Source organism: Marinobacter sp. C2H3 (assembly GCF_037080155.1).
Classification (GTDB): domain Bacteria; phylum Pseudomonadota; class Gammaproteobacteria; order Pseudomonadales; family Oleiphilaceae; genus Marinobacter.
The window spans coordinates 155685-172487 of record NZ_JBBBNZ010000001.1; the positions used below are offsets into that span (position 1 = coordinate 155685).

15 protein-coding genes are annotated in these 16803 nt (G+C 66.0%); 14 read left to right on the forward strand and 1 reads right to left on the reverse strand.

The window, feature by feature from the left end; translation table 11 throughout:
• Positions 1–96 precede the first annotated feature (96 nt).
• Positions 97–564 (forward strand): hypothetical protein, encoded by a 468-nt coding sequence (locus V3388_RS00675; protein WP_336365594.1) that lies wholly within the window; start codon positions 97–99, stop codon positions 562–564.
• A 43-nt stretch (positions 565–607) separates the two neighbouring features.
• On the opposite strand, the gene V3388_RS00680 is transcribed toward V3388_RS00675, so the two are convergent.
• Positions 608–874: an acyl-CoA-binding protein gene (locus V3388_RS00680; RefSeq protein ID WP_336365595.1), complete on the reverse strand. Its 267-nt coding sequence runs from the start codon at positions 872–874 to the stop codon at positions 608–610.
• A 283-nt stretch (positions 875–1157) separates the two neighbouring features.
• On the opposite strand from V3388_RS00680, the gene tssB reads away from it, so the two are divergent.
• The 13 genes from tssB (at position 1158) to tssA (ending at position 16789) form a co-directional block, all read left to right on the forward strand.
• The gene (gene tssB, locus V3388_RS00685; RefSeq protein WP_336365596.1) at positions 1158–1652 is read left to right on the forward strand and encodes a type VI secretion system contractile sheath small subunit; all 495 of its coding nucleotides are present in this window, start codon (positions 1158–1160) and stop codon (positions 1650–1652) included.
• A 68-nt stretch (positions 1653–1720) separates the two neighbouring features.
• Positions 1721–3202, forward strand: coding sequence for a type VI secretion system contractile sheath large subunit (gene tssC / locus V3388_RS00690; RefSeq protein WP_336365597.1), 1482 nt, complete (start codon positions 1721–1723; stop codon positions 3200–3202).
• A 30-nt stretch (positions 3203–3232) separates the two neighbouring features.
• Positions 3233–3643, forward strand: a complete 411-nt coding sequence (gene tssE, locus V3388_RS00695; RefSeq protein WP_336366440.1) for a type VI secretion system baseplate subunit TssE — start codon at positions 3233–3235, stop codon at positions 3641–3643.
• On the forward strand, positions 3643–5424 hold the full coding sequence (gene tssF, locus V3388_RS00700) for a type VI secretion system baseplate subunit TssF (RefSeq protein WP_336365598.1): 1782 nt from the start codon (positions 3643–3645) through the stop codon (positions 5422–5424). The genes tssE and tssF overlap by 1 nt, the downstream gene beginning before the upstream one ends.
• The gene (gene tssG / locus V3388_RS00705) at positions 5388–6404 is read left to right on the forward strand and encodes a type VI secretion system baseplate subunit TssG (protein WP_336365599.1); all 1017 of its coding nucleotides are present in this window, start codon (positions 5388–5390) and stop codon (positions 6402–6404) included. Before tssF ends, tssG begins: the two co-directional genes overlap by 37 nt.
• Positions 6405–6431: 27 nt before the next feature.
• Positions 6432–7589 (forward strand): type VI secretion system-associated FHA domain protein TagH, encoded by a 1158-nt coding sequence (tagH, locus tag V3388_RS00710; protein ID WP_336365600.1) that lies wholly within the window; start codon positions 6432–6434, stop codon positions 7587–7589.
• Positions 7586–8128: a type VI secretion system lipoprotein TssJ gene (gene tssJ / locus V3388_RS00715; protein ID WP_336365601.1), complete on the forward strand. Its 543-nt coding sequence runs from the start codon at positions 7586–7588 to the stop codon at positions 8126–8128. The genes tagH and tssJ overlap by 4 nt, the downstream gene beginning before the upstream one ends.
• Positions 8125–9459, forward strand: coding sequence for a type VI secretion system baseplate subunit TssK (tssK, locus tag V3388_RS00720; protein ID WP_336365602.1), 1335 nt, complete (start codon positions 8125–8127; stop codon positions 9457–9459). The genes tssJ and tssK overlap by 4 nt, the downstream gene beginning before the upstream one ends.
• 3 nt (positions 9460–9462) lie before the next feature.
• Entirely contained in the window at positions 9463–10299 is an 837-nt protein-coding gene (icmH, locus tag V3388_RS00725) for a type IVB secretion system protein IcmH/DotU (RefSeq protein ID WP_336365603.1), read from the forward strand.
• 10 nt (positions 10300–10309) lie between these two features.
• Positions 10310–12952, forward strand: a complete 2643-nt coding sequence (gene tssH, locus V3388_RS00730; protein WP_336365604.1) for a type VI secretion system ATPase TssH — start codon at positions 10310–10312, stop codon at positions 12950–12952.
• Between the two features lie 173 nt (positions 12953–13125).
• Positions 13126–14688 (forward strand): sigma-54-dependent Fis family transcriptional regulator, encoded by a 1563-nt coding sequence (locus V3388_RS00735; RefSeq protein ID WP_336366441.1) that lies wholly within the window; start codon positions 13126–13128, stop codon positions 14686–14688.
• Positions 14685–15332, forward strand: coding sequence for a type VI secretion system-associated protein VasI (vasI, locus tag V3388_RS00740; RefSeq protein ID WP_336365605.1), 648 nt, complete (start codon positions 14685–14687; stop codon positions 15330–15332). Before V3388_RS00735 ends, vasI begins: the two co-directional genes overlap by 4 nt.
• 17 nt (positions 15333–15349) lie before the next feature.
• Positions 15350–16789, forward strand: a complete 1440-nt coding sequence (gene tssA / locus V3388_RS00745) for a type VI secretion system protein TssA (RefSeq protein WP_336365606.1) — start codon at positions 15350–15352, stop codon at positions 16787–16789.
• Positions 16790–16803: the final 14 nt, after the last annotated feature.

Here is a 16803-nt window from a genome sequence, read left to right on the forward strand (position 1 = left end):
TGCACAGAAAATCACCAGGGATGGGGGTAGACTGTTCGAAAATTGACACAGGCGCCCGGCACTCCAGGCCCAAGCCGTCTCACAGGAGCAGGAACCATGGACAGGCGTCCACTCAACCCTCGAAAAACCGGCCTGCGCCGAGCGCTGGCCAAGGTTCTGATAGGCCTGTTGGCCATGGCGGCCCAGGCCCAGGCCAACGGCCCGGAAACGCCCGTCGCCGACAAGCCCGCGTTTGATTACGAGGAGCGGACCACCATCAACACCATTCCGCTCCAATCGGTGGAGGAAGACACCTTGGCCAACACCGTCGTGGAAGGCGGGCTGGCGGCACCGGCCGCCGGCGTTCCTACCCGACCGGGTGCGGACGACGAGGCTTACCTGGACCCGCTGGCGATGCAGCCTCGGGATCAGCGAACCGACCTTGGCCGCTCGGAGATTCCTGTCGATATCCGCTTCAGTAATCCGAAAATGGTGCCGGGGCAGAGCCACAACGGCAACTACGTGATCCGGCCGCCCGAGAATCGCACCTACGAGCGGTTCAACACCAACCTGATCGGCCGCTAAGCGGCTGGCCCCGGGCTCTATGCGCCGGGGCCGGAACGCCCCATCACCCCTTCTTCAGGGACTCGAGCCGGTCCACGTACTTCTGCATGGCCTGCTCGCTGGACAGGCCCTTGACCTGTTCCCAGGCGTCGTACTTGGCGCGGCCGACAAAATCCATCATGCCCGGTCGCTTGCCGGACACGTCGCCTTCGGTGGCCTGCTTGTACAGGGCATAGAACTCCAGTTTCAGATCGTTGGAGGGCTTGAAGTCGCCTTCGGCGGTCTGGATATAGCGGACCGCGTCGTCGAACTGGGTTTTCAGATCGCTCATGTCTGTCTCCTTGGCAAATGAAGCGTATCCCGATGCAACCGCCCGGAGTATAGCCAGCAGTGTCCGGGCCGTCATTGACCGATCCGGCGCGGGCCGGTCCTACTGGCGCCAGTCGCGACCGGGTTGGCAAAACCTTGCCTGGGTTCATCCATGGCGGGGAATTTGGCGAGTTTTTGCTTGAGCCGGTCGGATCACCTGTGTACAGTGACGACCGATGTCCTCCAGGATGGCGGACTCAATGGACTGAACATCGCAAAGTGACTTGCACAGGGAGCCCCCCACCATGTCTGCAAAAGACGGTTCTGTCGCGCCCAAAGAGCGCATCAATATCAAATACGTACCCGCCACCGGCGACCAGCAGGCTGAGACCGAACTGCCGCTGAAGCTGTTTGTGGTTGGCGATTTCAAAGGCCACGCCGAAGAAACGCCCATCGAGGAACGCAAGGCCATCTCCGTGGACAAGAACAACTTCCGGTCGGTCATGCAGGAGGCCGGGCTGAGCCTGTCCACCACTGTGACCAACCGGCTGGAGGAGGGCGCCGACGACCTGCCGGTGAACCTCGCGTTCGAATCCCTGGACGATTTCTCCCCGGACAGCGTCGCCCGGCAGGTGCCGGAGCTGCGCAAACTCATCGAGCTGCGGGAAGCCCTGGTGGCCCTGAAAGGCCCGCTGGGGAACGTTCCGGCGTTTCGCGCCAAACTGCAGGCGCTGCTGGACGACGACGAGGCCCGAGCTGCCCTGCTGGACGAGCTGGAACTGGCCACCGACGCCGATTGACGGCACCCCCGCCGCGGGACTGCGGCGGATCACCAACACCGATCACACACGTACTGAAGGGATGTGGTATGTCTGATACTGCTGTGCAGCACTCTGCTGCCTCCGAATCCGTTTCCGAAGGCTCGCTTCTCGACCAGGTTATGGCCAACAGCCGCATGGCGCCGGCCGACGAAGGCTACGACGTGGCCCGCAAAGGGGTGGCCACCTTTATTGCCAACCTGCTGAAAAGCGAAGAGAAAGGCCAGCCGGTCAACAAGGCGCTGGTGGACCAGATGGTGGTCGAACTGGACCGCAAGATCAGTGTCCAGATGGACGACATCCTGCACTCGCCCGAGTTGCAGTCCCTCGAATCGTCCTGGCGTGGCCTCAAGCTAATGGTTGACCGCACCGAATTCCGCGAGAACATCAAGGTGGATATTCTGCACGCCACCAAGGCTGAACTGCTGGAAGACTTCGAGTTCGCCCCCGATGTGACCCAGAGCGGGTTCTACAACCACATCTACGCCACCGAATATGGCCAGTTTGGCGGCGAACCGGTGGGCGCGGTGATCGGCAACTACGCGTTTACTCCGTCCACCCCGGACATGAAGCTGCTGCAGTACGTCTCTTCGGTGGGTGCCATGGCCCACGCGCCCTTCCTGTCCTCGGTGGCGCCCACGTTCTTCGGCGTGGACAGCTACCAGGAGCTGCCCGCCATCAAGGAACTCAAGGCCGTGTTCGAAGGCCCGCGCTACGCCAAGTGGCGGTCGCTGCGGGAGTCCGAAGACGCCCGTTACCTTGGCCTGACGGCGCCGCGATTCCTGCTTCGGGTGCCCTACGATCCGTCGGAAAACCCGGTGCGCAGTTTCAACTATCGGGAAGACGTCTCCGGTGACCACGAGCATTACCTCTGGGGCAACACCGCCTACCTGCTGGCCACCCGTCTGACCGAGAGCTTCGCCAAGTATCGCTGGTGCCCGAACATCATCGGCCCCCAGAGCGGCGGTGCGGTGGAAGATCTGCCCGTGCACACGTTTGAAGCCTTTGGCCAGCTGGAATCCAAGATCCCCACCGAGGTGCTGATCACCGACCGGCGCGAGTATGAAATGGCGGATGAGGGATTCATTGCCCTGACCATGCGCAAGGGCAGCGATAACGCCGCCTTCTTCTCCGCCAACTCCGTGCAGAAGCCCCGCCAGTTCCCCAACACCCGGGAGGGCAAGGCCGCCGAAACCAACTACAAGCTCGGCACCCAGCTGCCGTACATGATGATCGTCAACCGCCTGGCGCATTACATCAAAGTGTTGCAGCGGGAGCAGATCGGCGCCTGGAAAGAACGCCAGGACCTGGAGCGGGAACTGAACACCTGGATTCGCCAGTACGTCGCCGACCAGGAGAATCCGCCGGCGGATGTGCGTAGCCGACGCCCCCTTCGGGCGGCACGGATCACCGTCTCAGACGTGGACGGCGACCCCGGCTGGTACCAGGTCTCGCTCGCGGTGCGGCCCCATTTCAAATACATGGGCGCCAACTTTGAGCTGTCGCTGGTCGGCCGGCTGGACAAGGACTGATCCGTGTTTGGCCGATCACCGGACGCGGGGATGGCCCGGGCCGGCAGCCTGTTTGAACGCCTCGAGCAGGCCGCCGGCCCCGCCGGCCAGCCGCTGGCGGAGGCTGCCGGCGTGGTGGAATCCATCAAGCGCCATCTGGTGCGCCTGCTCAACGCCCATCCGGGCAACAGCGCCACCGCGCCGGACTTGGGGCTTCTGGATTTCAACGACGCCACCCTCGGCACCTACGACCTGAACCTGCAGATCCGGGGCGCCATACGCCGGTGCATTGAAACCTTCGAGCCCCGGGTGCGGCGGGTCGATGTGGTGGCCCTGCCGCCGGGCCCGGACCCGATGCAACTGAAGTTCCAGGTGACGGTGTACCTCAACATCGCTGGCGGCGACGACCGGACCACCATCGACCTTGTGCTCGACGACAAGCGGTATTACCGGGTGACATGATGAAACTGAATCGATTCTATCGGGATGAGCTCAGCTTCCTGCGGGCGCAGGGGCGCGAATTTGCGGACGCGCACCCTCAACTGACGCGCTTTCTCTCGGACCAAAGCAACGATCCTGACGTCGAGCGCCTGCTCGAAGGTTTCGCCTTCCTGACCGGAAAGCTGCGGGAAAAGGTCGAGGATGAGTTCCCGGAGCTGACCCATTCGCTGCTCAACATGCTCTGGCCCAACTATCTGCGCCCCGTACCCAGTTGCACCATCATGCGCTTCGACCCGCAGCTCCACGCCCTGACCGAGGCCCAGACCATTGGCCGCCATACCGACATCCGCAGCCGCCCGGTCGGCGACGCCCTGCGTCAGACCCAGTGCCGCTTTCGCACCTGTCGGGACGTTGTCCTCTATCCGCTGACCGTCGCCGGCGTTCACGCCAATCATTCCCAGGAAGCCACCGAGCTCAGCGTCGATCTTGCCGTGCACAGCGATCAGCCTCTGAGCGCACTTGGCATCGACCGGCTCCGATTCTATCTGGGCGGTGACGACCAGGTGGCCGAAGCCCTCTACCTCTGGCTGAACCACCATCTTACCGGTATCGAGCTGCACATTGGCGACACCCGGCAGACGCTGCCCCCAAGCCTCCTGCGCCCGGTCGGCTTTGCGCCCGAGGACGCGCTGCTGCCCTACCCCAAGAACGCCTACAGCGGTTACCGCATCCTGCAGGAGTACCTCAGTTTCCCGGAAGCCTTCCGATTCGTGGAGCTGACCGGCCTGGCCGGGCGTCTGCCGGCGTGCCACGCCGACGAAATCCGCCTCCGCTTTCTCTGCGGGCGCCGCCTGCCGCCCGAACTCAAACCGGGCGCTGACAGCCTGCAACTGTACTGTACACCGGCGGTGAACCTGTTCAGCCACGACGCCGAACCCATCGACCTTAACGGTCGTCAGACCGACTATCGGGTACGTGCCTCCAGCCGCTCACCGGACCATTATGAAGTGTTCAGCGTGGAACGGGTTGAGGGTTGGCTGGAAGGCCGGGATGGCCGGGATGGCCGGGGCGAACCGCGCCTGTACACGCCATTTGAGAGCTTCCAGCACGAGGTGGAACAGGATCGGGGCCGAACGGCCCTGTATTATCGCCTCCGCGCCAGGGACAGCGTCCGCGGCGACGGGTTTGATCACGACATTGCCTTCGTCCGGGGTGACGAGAGCGAGTGCCTGTCCCGCCAGGAAGCGGTATCCCTGACCCTCACGTGTACCAACCGGCACTTGCCGGAAGAACTGGCGGTGGGTGATGTGAGCATGGCGTCCGAATCAACGCCAGCGTTCGCTACCTTTCACAACATCACGCGCCCCACCGCTACCCTGCGCCCGACGCTGGACGGCAGCCTGCTGTGGACCCTGATCTCCAACCTGTCCCTCAACTACCTGTCACTGCTGGACGCGGATGCCCTGAAAACGGTGCTCCGGGTTTACGATTTCCGCGCACTGGTGGACCGGCAGGCCGAACGGGTGGCGCGCAAACGCTCCGCCGGTATTCTGGGCATCCACACCCAGCCGGTGGACCGGATGGTGCGGGGCCTCCCGGTTCGGGGCTTGCGCTCGGAGCTGCACCTGGACCAGAAGCAGTTCGCCTCGGAGGGCGACCTGTACCTGTTTGGCACCGTCCTTAGCCAGTTTTTCGCGCTTTACGCCAGCATCAATGCCTTTCACCACCTGGACGTGGTGAATACCGATAACCAGGAACGCTACACATGGACGTTACAGCAAGGTCAGCAGCCGCTGATGTAGCCGGCCTGCAACCGGTCCTCGGCAACGCCCGGCGCTACAGCTTCTTCCAGCTGGTGGACCTGATTCACCGGCACCACGGCGACGACCTTGAGCAGGACGGCGTCGGCCAGCCGGGTCATCCACGGATTCGGTTCTCAGCGTCGGCCGGTCTCGGCTTCCCAGGGAGTGACGTGGTTGACGCCCGGTCGCCGGAGCATGAACACGCCCCGTATCAGTTGGAGGTGAGCTTCCTGGGCCTGCACGGTGCCCAGTCACCGCTGCCGGGTTACTACCTGGAGGATCTGGCCTGGGAGGCCGGCCAGGACCTGGGCATCCGGCGGCATTTCCTGGATTTCTTCAACCATCGTCTGGTGACCCTGTTTCACAGGGCCTGGCGCAAGTACCGCTACTACGTGCGTTTCCGGCCCGGCGCCAGCGACGGCTTTTCCGAACGGGTGTACGCCCTGATGGGCCTGGGCGACCCTCGGCTGCGGGAAGCCACGCCGGTGCACTGGCCGAAAATGCTGGCCTATGCCGGCCTGATTGCCGGCCGCAGCCGATCGCCGGAAGTGGTCTGCGGTGTCGTCGGCCACTGCTTTGATCTGGACGATGTGACCATCGAGCCCTGGGTACTGCGTAAGGTGGCGATCGCCGACGACCAGCAGACCCGCCTCGGCCAGGCCAACGTCCGGCTGGGTGAAGACACGCTGGTGGGCAACCGCATCCGCGACCGCAGCGGCAAGTTCATTCTGCGTCTGGGCAACCTGACCCGGGCCCGGTTTGCCGATTTTCTGCCCAACGGTCGGGATCACGGCCGCCTGGTGAAACTGATGGAGCTGACCACCCGGGAGCAGCTGGCCTACGACCTGGAGCTGCAGATGCGGCCCCGGGACATACGGCCCATGCAGCTGGGACAGGATACCCGGCTGGGCTGGACCGCGTTCATGACGCCGGAACGGGCCCGGCGCCAGACCACCGTTCGACTACAGATACGCCGGTAGCCCGCCGGCCAGACAGGGATGCCAACCATGACGATCAACGCCGCCCCGTCAGTGTCCGCCAAAACGCTGACCCTGAGCATCACCAACGCCGTACCGGCCGGCGCGGACCAGTCGCCGCACCATCGGTTTGGCCCGGCCGGGGGATCCATTGGTACCGCCGCCAGCGACACCTGGCGGCTCTCGGCCCATCGGACCGGCGCCGTCGATGGGCACGCCGAGATCCGCTACGTCGACGGTGAATTCTGCCTGATCGATCGCAGCGGCCGCACGTTCGTCAACAGTGCGAGCCAGCCGGTGGGCCGGGGCCGCCGGGCCCGGCTCAGCCAGGGCGACACCGTGACCATCGGGCGCTACCAGATCCGGGCCGATCTGGCGGCCGCCGCCAGTCATGGCCTGGACGACATTGATGCCGGGACGGCGACCCCTGAGCTGATGACCGATCAGCCTCCGGTGCGCGCCTCCGCAGACAACGAACCCCGGGAGCCGCTGGCCGGCTTGCCGGGCCGGGGTCGGGAAGCCGTGGACGCCGACCCCCTGCCTGACTGGAACGGCCAGGGCAGGGAAGCCTACCCGGACGCCGATGACCGGGGCCGGCAGCATATCGGCCTCGGGCCCCTGGGCCGGGGGCTGGGCGTGTCGCTTCCGGCCACCGACAGCGCGGACATGCAGGGGCTGCTGGAGGAAATGGGCGAGACCCTGCGGGCCACCGTCACCGGGCTTATTGCCCTGCATCAGGAAGAGGGCGACCGGCACCGGGCCCTGCGTACCCGGCTGCAACCGGTGGAGGACAATCCATTGCGCCGGGGGGAGAGCTACGAAGACACCCTGGCCACCCTGTTTACCGGCGAGCGCAGCCCCGTCCACCTGTCCGCCCCGGCCGCGGTGCGGGACAGCCTGGACAGCCTGGCCCGGCACCAGCAGGCCACCGATGCAGCGATTCAGGAGGCACTGGATGCGATCCTGCATGCGTTCAGTCCGGACGCCTTGCTGCGCCGGTTCCACGGGTACCGCCGGCGCCTGAGGGACGGGGAGGATGAGGCGGGTTGGGCCTGGACCATGTACCAGCACTACTACCGGGAACTGATCACCGGTCGTCAGCAAGGTTTCGAACGCCTCTTCCGGGAGGTGTTCGAACAGGCGTACGACCGCCATCTTCGGCAACAACACAGGGAGACTCTGTTGTGACTTTCAGCAAAGGGATTTTGCTGGCCACCACCATGACGCTGGTGCTGGCCGGATGCAGCACGCCGTATAACGCGGTGACCAAGACCGCCAAAGTGCTCTGGGACCCGGACATTCCGGTGGGCTACCCGGAAGACCTGCCCAGCCGGGTGGATCTGACCATGGTGGCGGAGCCGGACGTGAACCCGAACGAATCCCTGGCACCCACGCCCATTGCGTTTCAGGTAATCGAGCTTACCGACAGCTCGCTGCTGATGGCCGGGGACTTCGATCAGCTGCTGACGGACCTGGAGGATTCCCTGGGCCAGAACTACGTGGACCACAACGACTACTCGCTGGCCCCGGGCCAGTTCCGGTTTGTCGAGCCGTTCGATCTCAGCGAGGACACCCGCTACATCGGCGTGATTGCGTTCTACGCCTACCCGAACCTGTCCCAGTGGAAAAAGGTGGTCAAGGTGGATCCGATTGGCGGTCGCTATCACCTGCTGGTGGACCTGCGCAGCCGGGAAGTCCAGCTCAAGGGCGCGGATGAATCGTCATGAGTTGCCGTCAGCGAGTGGTCTGGAGCGACGGCCTGTTCATCAAACCCCAGCACTTTCAGCAGCAGCAACGCCACCTGGAGCTGGAAATCCAGGAACGGGCGCAGGCGGTGTGTGAGCACCTGTACGGATTCACTGACCTGGTCCTGAGCGACGAGTACCTGAGCTTCGGCCGGGTGGGCCTGGTGCGGGCGTCCGGCCTGTTTCCGGACGGCACCCGCTTCCACCTGCCCCAGGACGACGTGATGCCCGAGCCCCTGGAGATCGACGATGCCTCGGTCGCCAACCAGGTGGTGTACCTGGCCCTGCCCCTGAGCGCCGATAGCCTGCCCGAGGTGGCGTGGCCGGAGGCGCCAGCGGCCGGTCGATACCGCGCGGATGGCCTGGAGCTTCGGGATCTGCATTCCATCGACGGCGATACCCATACGATCGACGTGGCCCGGGTAGCCCCCCGGTTGATGCTGGAGCGGGACGATCGCAGCGCCTACGCGACCCTGGCGGTTGGACGGATTCTGGAAAAACGACCGGATGGCAGCCTGGTGATGGACCCACAGTTTCTGCCGACGCTGCTGAACGTCCGGGCGGCGCCGCGACTGCAGCGGTTTGTCGGGGAAATGGCCGGCTTGATGCAGGAGCGGGCCCGCAACCTGGCCGACCGGGTCGGCGCGCCCGGCCAGGACGGTGTCGCGGACGTCGCCGACTTTCTGCTGCTGCAACTGCTGAACCGGGTGTCGCCCCGGTTCCTGCACCTGGCCCGCCTGCAACGGCTGCACCCGGAACGGCTGTATGAGGCCATGCTCAGCCTGTGCGGCGAGCTGGTGACGTTCACGGACGAAAGCCGGTTGCCGGGCGAGCATACCCCCTACGACCACGACGTACCGGAGCGAGGCTTTGCCCCGCTGATGCAGGTGCTGCGGCAGTCCCTGAGCACGGTACTGGAACCCCGGGCCCTGGCCATCCAGCTGCAGCAGCGCCAGTACGGCCTGACCGTGGCCCCGCTGCAGGACCCGCAGCTGATCCGGGACGCCGAGTTCATTCTGGCCATCAAGGCGGATATGCCCCTGGACGACCTGCGCAAGCAATTTGTCCAGCAGTGCAAGGTGGCGTCGGTGGAAAAAATCCGCGACCTCATCAGCCTGCAGCTACCGGGTATTCCGCTCACCGGCCTGCCGGTGGCGCCCAGACAGCTGCCGTATCACGCCGGCTTCGTGTATTTCCGGCTCGACGACCACAGCCAGGCCTGGCAGATGCTTGATAACGCCAGCGGCTTTGCCTTCCACGTGGCGGGCAGCTTCCCGGGCCTTGAAATGCAATTCTGGGCGATCAGGAGTTAACCGATGACACAGGACACGGCCATGGACGCGCCGATCCGGTCCAACGACAACGCGTTATCCGGCACCGGGCCCAGCTTTGCCGACCAGCTGTTTGCCGGTCGGGAGCAGCCAGACGCCCCGGCCACAGGTGATCCACAGTTCCAACTGCGGGGCCGGGAACCGAACCGGCTGGTGGATGCGGCCATTCCCCTGCTGGGGTTGGTCATCCGCGTGCGCCGGCTGGCGGATTACCGGGGCGTGGAGCGGCTCTACCAGCAGGTGGTGGAGGACATCACCGCCATCGACCGGGAACTGATTGAACAGGGCTACGAGCGGCCGACGGTGGTGGCCTACCGCTACGTGCTCTGCGCCTTCATCGACGAAGCCGTATTGGGCACGGACTGGGGCGCGCACAGTGTCTGGTCCCAGCAGTCGCTGCTGTCCCGGTTCCACAACGAGACCTGGGGCGGCGAGAAAGTGTTCGCCATCCTGGCCCGGATGGAGCAGGAGCCGGAACGCTTTCGGGACATGCTGTCGTTCCTGTACCTGTGCCTGTCCCTGGGCTTCGAGGGCCGCTACAAGGTCATGGAAAATGGCCGGGAGGAATACGACCGCATCCGACAGGGGCTGTACGACACGTTGCGCGCCACCCGGCCGGCGGACGCCTCAGGACGATCCGGCCTCGGAGATGCCTTCAGCCACGTAACGCCGGCCCGGCCGCGCCGGCGCAGCGGCCTGCCGCTCTGGGGTGTGGCTGGCCTGTTTACCCTGGCGATGGCGGGCGTCTACGGACTGTATAGCCTGGCCCTGAACGAGCGCATCACGGACGTCTTGCGCGTACTCGACCAACTCCCGAAATAAGGACATCACTGTGATACGGGTAGAACTGCCGGCGCTGATCGGGCGCCTAAACGACCTTTCCCGCCAGGCCCTGGAAGCCTCGGCCGCCCTCTGTATCAGCCGACAGGGCGCCGAAATCACCCCGGCACACCTGCTGTTCAAATGTCTGGAGATGCCGCTGTGCGACGTGCGCCAGATCCTGGCGCGGGCCAACGTGGAGGTGGCGCAATTGCAGCCGCTGGTGGCGGAACACCTGGCCGGTGGCGCCCAGACCGCAGAACCGTATCCGGCGTTTTCGCCGCTGCTTGTGGAGCTGCTCCAGGAGGCCTGGCTGCTGGCCTCTACCGAACTCGGCCATACCGAGCTGCGCTCCGGCGCGGTGTTCCTTGCCCTGTTGCTGAACGCCGACCGTTACCTCACCCCTCCGGTGGCCCGGGCGCTCGCGGACATCAATCGGGAACAGTTGCGCAAGGGGTTTGACCGGGCCACCGATGGCTCGGCCGAGCAACCCGAGCCGCTGGGGCAGGCGATTGCTGGCGCGGCCACTCCGGCCGATCTGGATCCGCTCCGCCGTTACGCCACCGACGTCACCGGGCAAGCGCGGGACGGCGCGCTGGACCCGGTGCTGTGCCGGGACGCGGAAATCGACCAGATGATCGACATCCTGTGCCGTCGCCGGAAAAACAATCCCATCGTGGTGGGCGACGCGGGCGTTGGCAAGAGCGCGGTGGTGGAGGGCCTTGCGTTGCGCATGGTGAACGGTGAGGTGCCCGATCGCTTGAAAGAGGTCGAGCTGTGGTCCCTGGATATGGGCGCCTTGCAGGCCGGCGCGTCGGTCAAGGGCGAGTTCGAAAAGCGCCTGAAGGGCGTCATTGACGCCGTCAAAGGCTCACCTACGCCGGTGATGCTGTTTATCGACGAAGCCCACACCCTGATTGGCGCCGGTAACAGCGAGGGCGGCTCCGACGCGGCCAACCTGCTGAAACCGGCCCTCGCCCGGGGCGAGCTGCGCACCATCGCCGCGACCACCTGGCGCGAGTACAAGAAATACATTGAAAAAGACCCGGCTCTCAGCCGCCGCTTTCAGCCGGTCGCTCTGGACGAGCCGACGCCGGGCGAAGCGGTCCACATCCTCCGTGGCCTGCGCACCGTCTACGAAAAGGCCCACCAGGTCTTGATCACCGACAGCGCTCTGAGCGCCGCCTCTGAGATGTCGGCCCGCTACCTGGCCGGCCGCCAATTGCCGGACAAAGCCATCGACGTTCTGGACACCGCCTGCGCCAGGGTCAGCCTGAACCTGAGCACGCCGCCCCGGCGTCTGAGCCACGTGCGCAGCGCCTTACACCAGCTGGCGATGGAGCAGGACCTGATGCTCCGTGAGCGCGCCCTCGGCCAGCGCGTGGACGCCGAGCGAGAGCAGGCGCTGGCGCAGCAAATCGCCGAACGGAGCGACGAATCCAACACCCTCGAGCAACGCTGGAACGATCAGCGCGAACTGGTGGCCCGGCTGATCGACATCCGCGAGCGCCTGCTGAAAGACGACGCCACGGAAGCCGTCGCGGACGAACCCGCGGTTGAGCTGACCGGCGTGGATCACGAAGAGCGCCCGGATCTGAAGAGCGAAGCGGCCGCCCTCGAACAGGCGCTGGCGGAGCTTCAGGCCGACGAGCCGCTGGTCCACGCCCGCGTCGACGCCCGGCAGGTGGCTGAAGTGATCGCTGACTGGACCGGCATTCCGGTCAACCGCATGACCACCGACGAGCTGGACAAAATCACCCATTTGCCGACGTACCTGCAGGCTCATATCAAAGGCCAGGACATCGCCATTGACCGCCTGCATCAGCACCTGCTGACCGCCCGCGCTGACCTGCGCCGCCCGGGCCGCCCGATGGGCGCTTTCCTGCTGGTGGGCCCCAGCGGCGTCGGCAAGACCGAAACCGTGGTGCAACTGGCCGAGCTCCTCTACGGCGGGCGACAATTCCTTACCACCATCAACATGTCCGAGTACCAGGAGAAACACACCGTCTCCCGGCTGATCGGATCGCCCCCGGGGTACGTTGGCTTTGGAGAAGGCGGTATCCTCACCGAAGCCATTCGCCAGAAACCCTATTCCGTGGTGCTTCTCGACGAAGTCGAAAAAGCCCACCCGGAGGTCCTAAACCTGTTCTACCAGGCCTTCGACAAAGGCGAGCTGGCCGATGGGGAAGGCCGGTTGATCGACTGTAAGAACGTGGTCTTCTTCCTCACCTCCAACCTGGGCGACCAGACCATCGTCAACCACGCCGAGTCCCCGGCCAGCCTGGAAGAAGCCCTCTATCCGGAACTGGCCGGCTTCTTTAAACCGGCGCTGCTGGCCCGGATGGAAGTGGTGCCTTACCTGCCCCTGGGCGAGGACACCCTCAACCGCATCGTCGGCGACAAGCTTCAGCGCCTTGCGGACCAGATCCGCCAGCGTTATCGGGCCGACGTCGTGCTCGAAGACGGCCTCATCGACGCCATCCGCAGCCGCGCTACCCGAAGCGAAAACGGCGCAAGGATGCTGGAATCCATTATCGAGGGCGAGCTTTTGCCTCCGGTATCGCTGGCCCTGTTGGAAAAACTCGCGGGCCGGGAGACGGTTAACCGGGTGACGTTGGGGGTGGATGGTCAACGATTCACCGGGGTCGTGGCCTGATGCCCGCTCGGAGTAGCGCATCGTGGGGTTCGGCCCTCCAAAACCCTGCGGAGCCAGGGATGGCGGAGCGGAGCCTACAGGGACGTATTCACGGCGTGTTTTGGAGGGCCGAACCTCACGATGTGCGGTCGGCCAACGCCAGCTCAGAGATTCAGGGATAACACATGGGACGGATGCAGATGAAACTGCACACCGGCATCGACCTGGCGGTGGCCCTGGTCCGGCAGGAGAGCCTACCGGACCTGCTGGCCACGGCCACGGCGCGGCTGGAAACCACCCTCGGCCTGACCCGCTGCTGGGCACTGGAACTCGACCTCAGCGGCCGCACCCTGCACTGCGCGGCCCTGGGGGAGACCGGCGAATTCGACTGCGGTGACTTCAGCCACCCGTTCGCCCACGTGCTGCAGACCGGCCAGGCCCGGGAACTCACCCGCGCCGCCAGCCACCGCCTGGACCACCCCGGCTTCGAAGCCCTGTTCGCCGCCAGCGACCGGCCCCACAGCCTCTGGCTCGAACCGCTCACCGGCCAGGACGGCCGCACCCTCGGGATGCTCGTGTTGTGCGGCGACCACACCGACTGGCCGGCCATCCTCCAGCAGCCGTTATACACCGGCTTCCGCCAATTGCTGGTGCACCAGTGGGTGCGCCTGCTCCAGACCCGGGATCAGGTCTGGCAGCGGCGCTTGCTCAAACGCTCCCTCGATCAGCTGCACGACGCCGATACCCTGCGCCGGCGGTGCGATCAGCTCAGCCAGAGCCTGGTGGGCAACTCCGGCGCCATGACCCACCTGCGCACCCAGATCGTTCGGGCGGCCGGCAGCCGCTTGTCTGTCCTCATCCAGGGTGAGACCGGTTGCGGCAAGGACGTGGTCGCCCGGGGCATCCATCAGCTCTCCGGCCGGGCGGAGCGTCCGCTGGTGGTCGTCAACTGCGCCGCGATCCCGGACACGCTCCTGGAAAGCGAACTGTTCGGCCACGTCAAAGGCGCCTTCTCCGGGGCCGATCAGGCGAAAGACGGGCTGCTGGCCCAGGCCGACGGCGGCACCCTGTTCCTGGATGAAATCGGTGACATGCCCCTGGCGCTGCAGTCCAAACTGCTGCGAGTGCTCGAAACCCGGCAGTTCCGTCCCCTCGGCGCCGGTCGGGAACGGCACTCGGATTTCCGCCTCGTGGCCGCCACCCACCAGCCCCTTCAGGACGGCATCCACGAAGGCCGGTTCCGGCGCGATCTGTACTACCGCCTGAACCAGTTTCCGTTGTCGGTGGTGCCCCTGCGGGCCCGCATCGAGGACCTCGACGCCCTGTGCCGGCACTTCATTCGCGGTTACACCGAGCGGGAGGGGGCCGGGCCCCTGGGCATCAGCAGCCATGCCCTCGCGCGCCTGGCGGACTATGGGTTTCCCGGTAACGTCCGGGAACTGCGCAATCTGATTGAGCTGGCCTGCCTGCAAACCCCTGCCGGTGACGACATTCAGCCGGAGGTGCTGACGCTGGGTCCGCAGGAGCCGGTCCTGGAATCGAGCCTGACCGGCGATGAGGCGCCGTCATTGCCGGGGGTGCCGCCCACCGACGAAATCCGTGACCTGAAGGCTGCCGCCCAGGCCTTTGAAGCCGCCATCATTCGGGACCGCCTGCGCCAGTACGGCGGCAACCGGGCCCAGGCCGCGGACAGCCTCGGCTTACCCAAGCGAACCCTCGCCCACAAATGCCTCAAGTACCAGGTGACCGAGCAATGACCGTGTTTTCCGGACGCCGCCTCCCATTCCAACGGGCCCAGTGCCGGTGGCTGGCCCTCTGGCTTCTCCTGGGTGCTGGCCCCCTGAGCGCCGATCTGCTGGCGGACGCCCAGGCCTGTACCGGCGAGCGGGACCGGCTGGTTCGACTGGCCTGCTTTGATCGGGCCTTTGACACCCCGGTTGGTCTGGCAGCGGGCGCCGGGCCGGCGCTGGAAGGCACCGAGCGCTGGCGCCAGGCGTTTGCCCAGGCGCTGGACGCCGATCGGGTGATTTACCGGGACACCGGTGCCGCCGCCGGGCTCCTGGTCACGGTGCCGGCCCTCGGGGCGGCGCCCCCGCGCCCCCTGCTGACGGTGCAGTGCCAGGGCAACATCACCGAGTTGGCCCTGATGGTTCCCGAGCCGGTGGCGGCCGAGCGGGTAACGATTTCCCTGGCCGACGCCGCGGGGCAGTGGCGGGTCCGGGACAACGGCCGGGTGATCAGCAGCGGCCGGGGGCTGCCGTCCATTCGACTGGCCAAGGCCCTGACGCGCAGAGACCGGATCACTTTGAGGAGCAGCGAACCGTCCCTGGACGGGCGACTGTTTGATCTCGAGGGTTTCGGGCGGGCCCTCGGGCCTCTCCGGGACACCTGCGGCTGGTAGAGAACACGGAGGTTCCTATGCAACTGATAGAACAGCATCCTTACGTGGAACAGGTGATCGGCCCGCTCGCGGGGGCCGACGGCCCGGGGGACGATCTGGTGGACGATCCGACCCTGGCCTTCCTCGAGGACGAAACCATGAAAGTAGGGTCCCTTGCCCATACCGATATTGCCTGGGACCAGGTGGAACAGAGTTCGGTGCAGTTGCTTGCCGACCGCAGCAAGCACCTGAAGGCACTGGGCTGCCTGTTGCTGAGCCTGCAGCAGGGCAGTAATGGGGAGCGGTTTGCCCTATCGCTGTATTTACTGAACCGGGCCCTTGATGCCTGGTGGTCCCAGGCCTGGCCGTACCCTGGCGCATCCGGCCGAAGGGCCCGGGGCCTTATGTTCACGCAGATGCTCCAGCGCGCCGGCGCGCAGGCCAAGGGCCTGGTGTTCGATGGCGCTCAGGGCGATACCCGCGCCTACTGCCTGGAGGTTCTGGATCGACTGCGGGAACAGGCCACGGAGCAGGGACTGCCTGTTCGCGCACTGGACCCTCTGCACAAAGCCATCAACAGCCTGCCGTCCCTGGATGCCCAGGTACCGGATCCCGCGTTGGAGGCGGCCGCCAGCGGAACGACACCCGCTCCGGCAGAAGGGCGTCCGGCGCCCGCGCCGGACCTGGGATCGCTGACGCTAGACCCGGGTAACGAAAGGGCGACCCGCCAGAGCCTGATGAAGGTGGCGGAGCTGATCACCTCCGTAGAGCCCGCCAATCCGCTGGGTTACCGGATGCGACGTTACGCCATCTGGTATGGCATCAGCGCCGAGCCGCCCACCCGGGATGGGCAGCGCACGGACCTGGCGGCGGTCAGCGCCGATCGGGTCTCGGACTACCGGGACGGCTTGGAACGGGCGCCGGATCTGGCACTGTGGCAGCGCATTGAGCAGAGCCTGTCGGTCAGCCCGTTCTGGCTCGACGGTCACTGGCTCAGCGCCCGGGCCGCTGGGGCCCTCGGCCACGGGCCCTGCGCTGACGCGATCCGGGAGGACCTTCGCCAATTACTCGAGCGGCTGCCGCGGCTGACCGAACTGACGTTCAACGATGGCACCCCGTTCCTGGGGCCGGAGGCCGCCGACTGGCTTTGGGCCGGCCCCAGTGGTTCGGTGGCCGCAGGTCCGGGGGCGAGCCCTTGGGAGCAGGCGTTGGCCCGGGCCAGGGAGGACCTGGCCGGCCACGACCTCGGCGCCGCCCTGACGCCACTGGAAGCCGGTCTCGCGGACGCCCGGGAACCCCGGGATCGGGTGTACTGGCGCCTGGCCAGCCTGACCCTGCTCAGCGATGCCGGGCTGACCCGCCTGGCGGCCCAGCAGGCTGGCGACCTGCGCCAGGGCCTGGACGGGCGCACCCTGGACGACTGGGAGCCGGGGCTGTTGCGCCAGCTCGACCGGCTGGCCGGTGACACCACTCATTAAGAACGGAAACACAG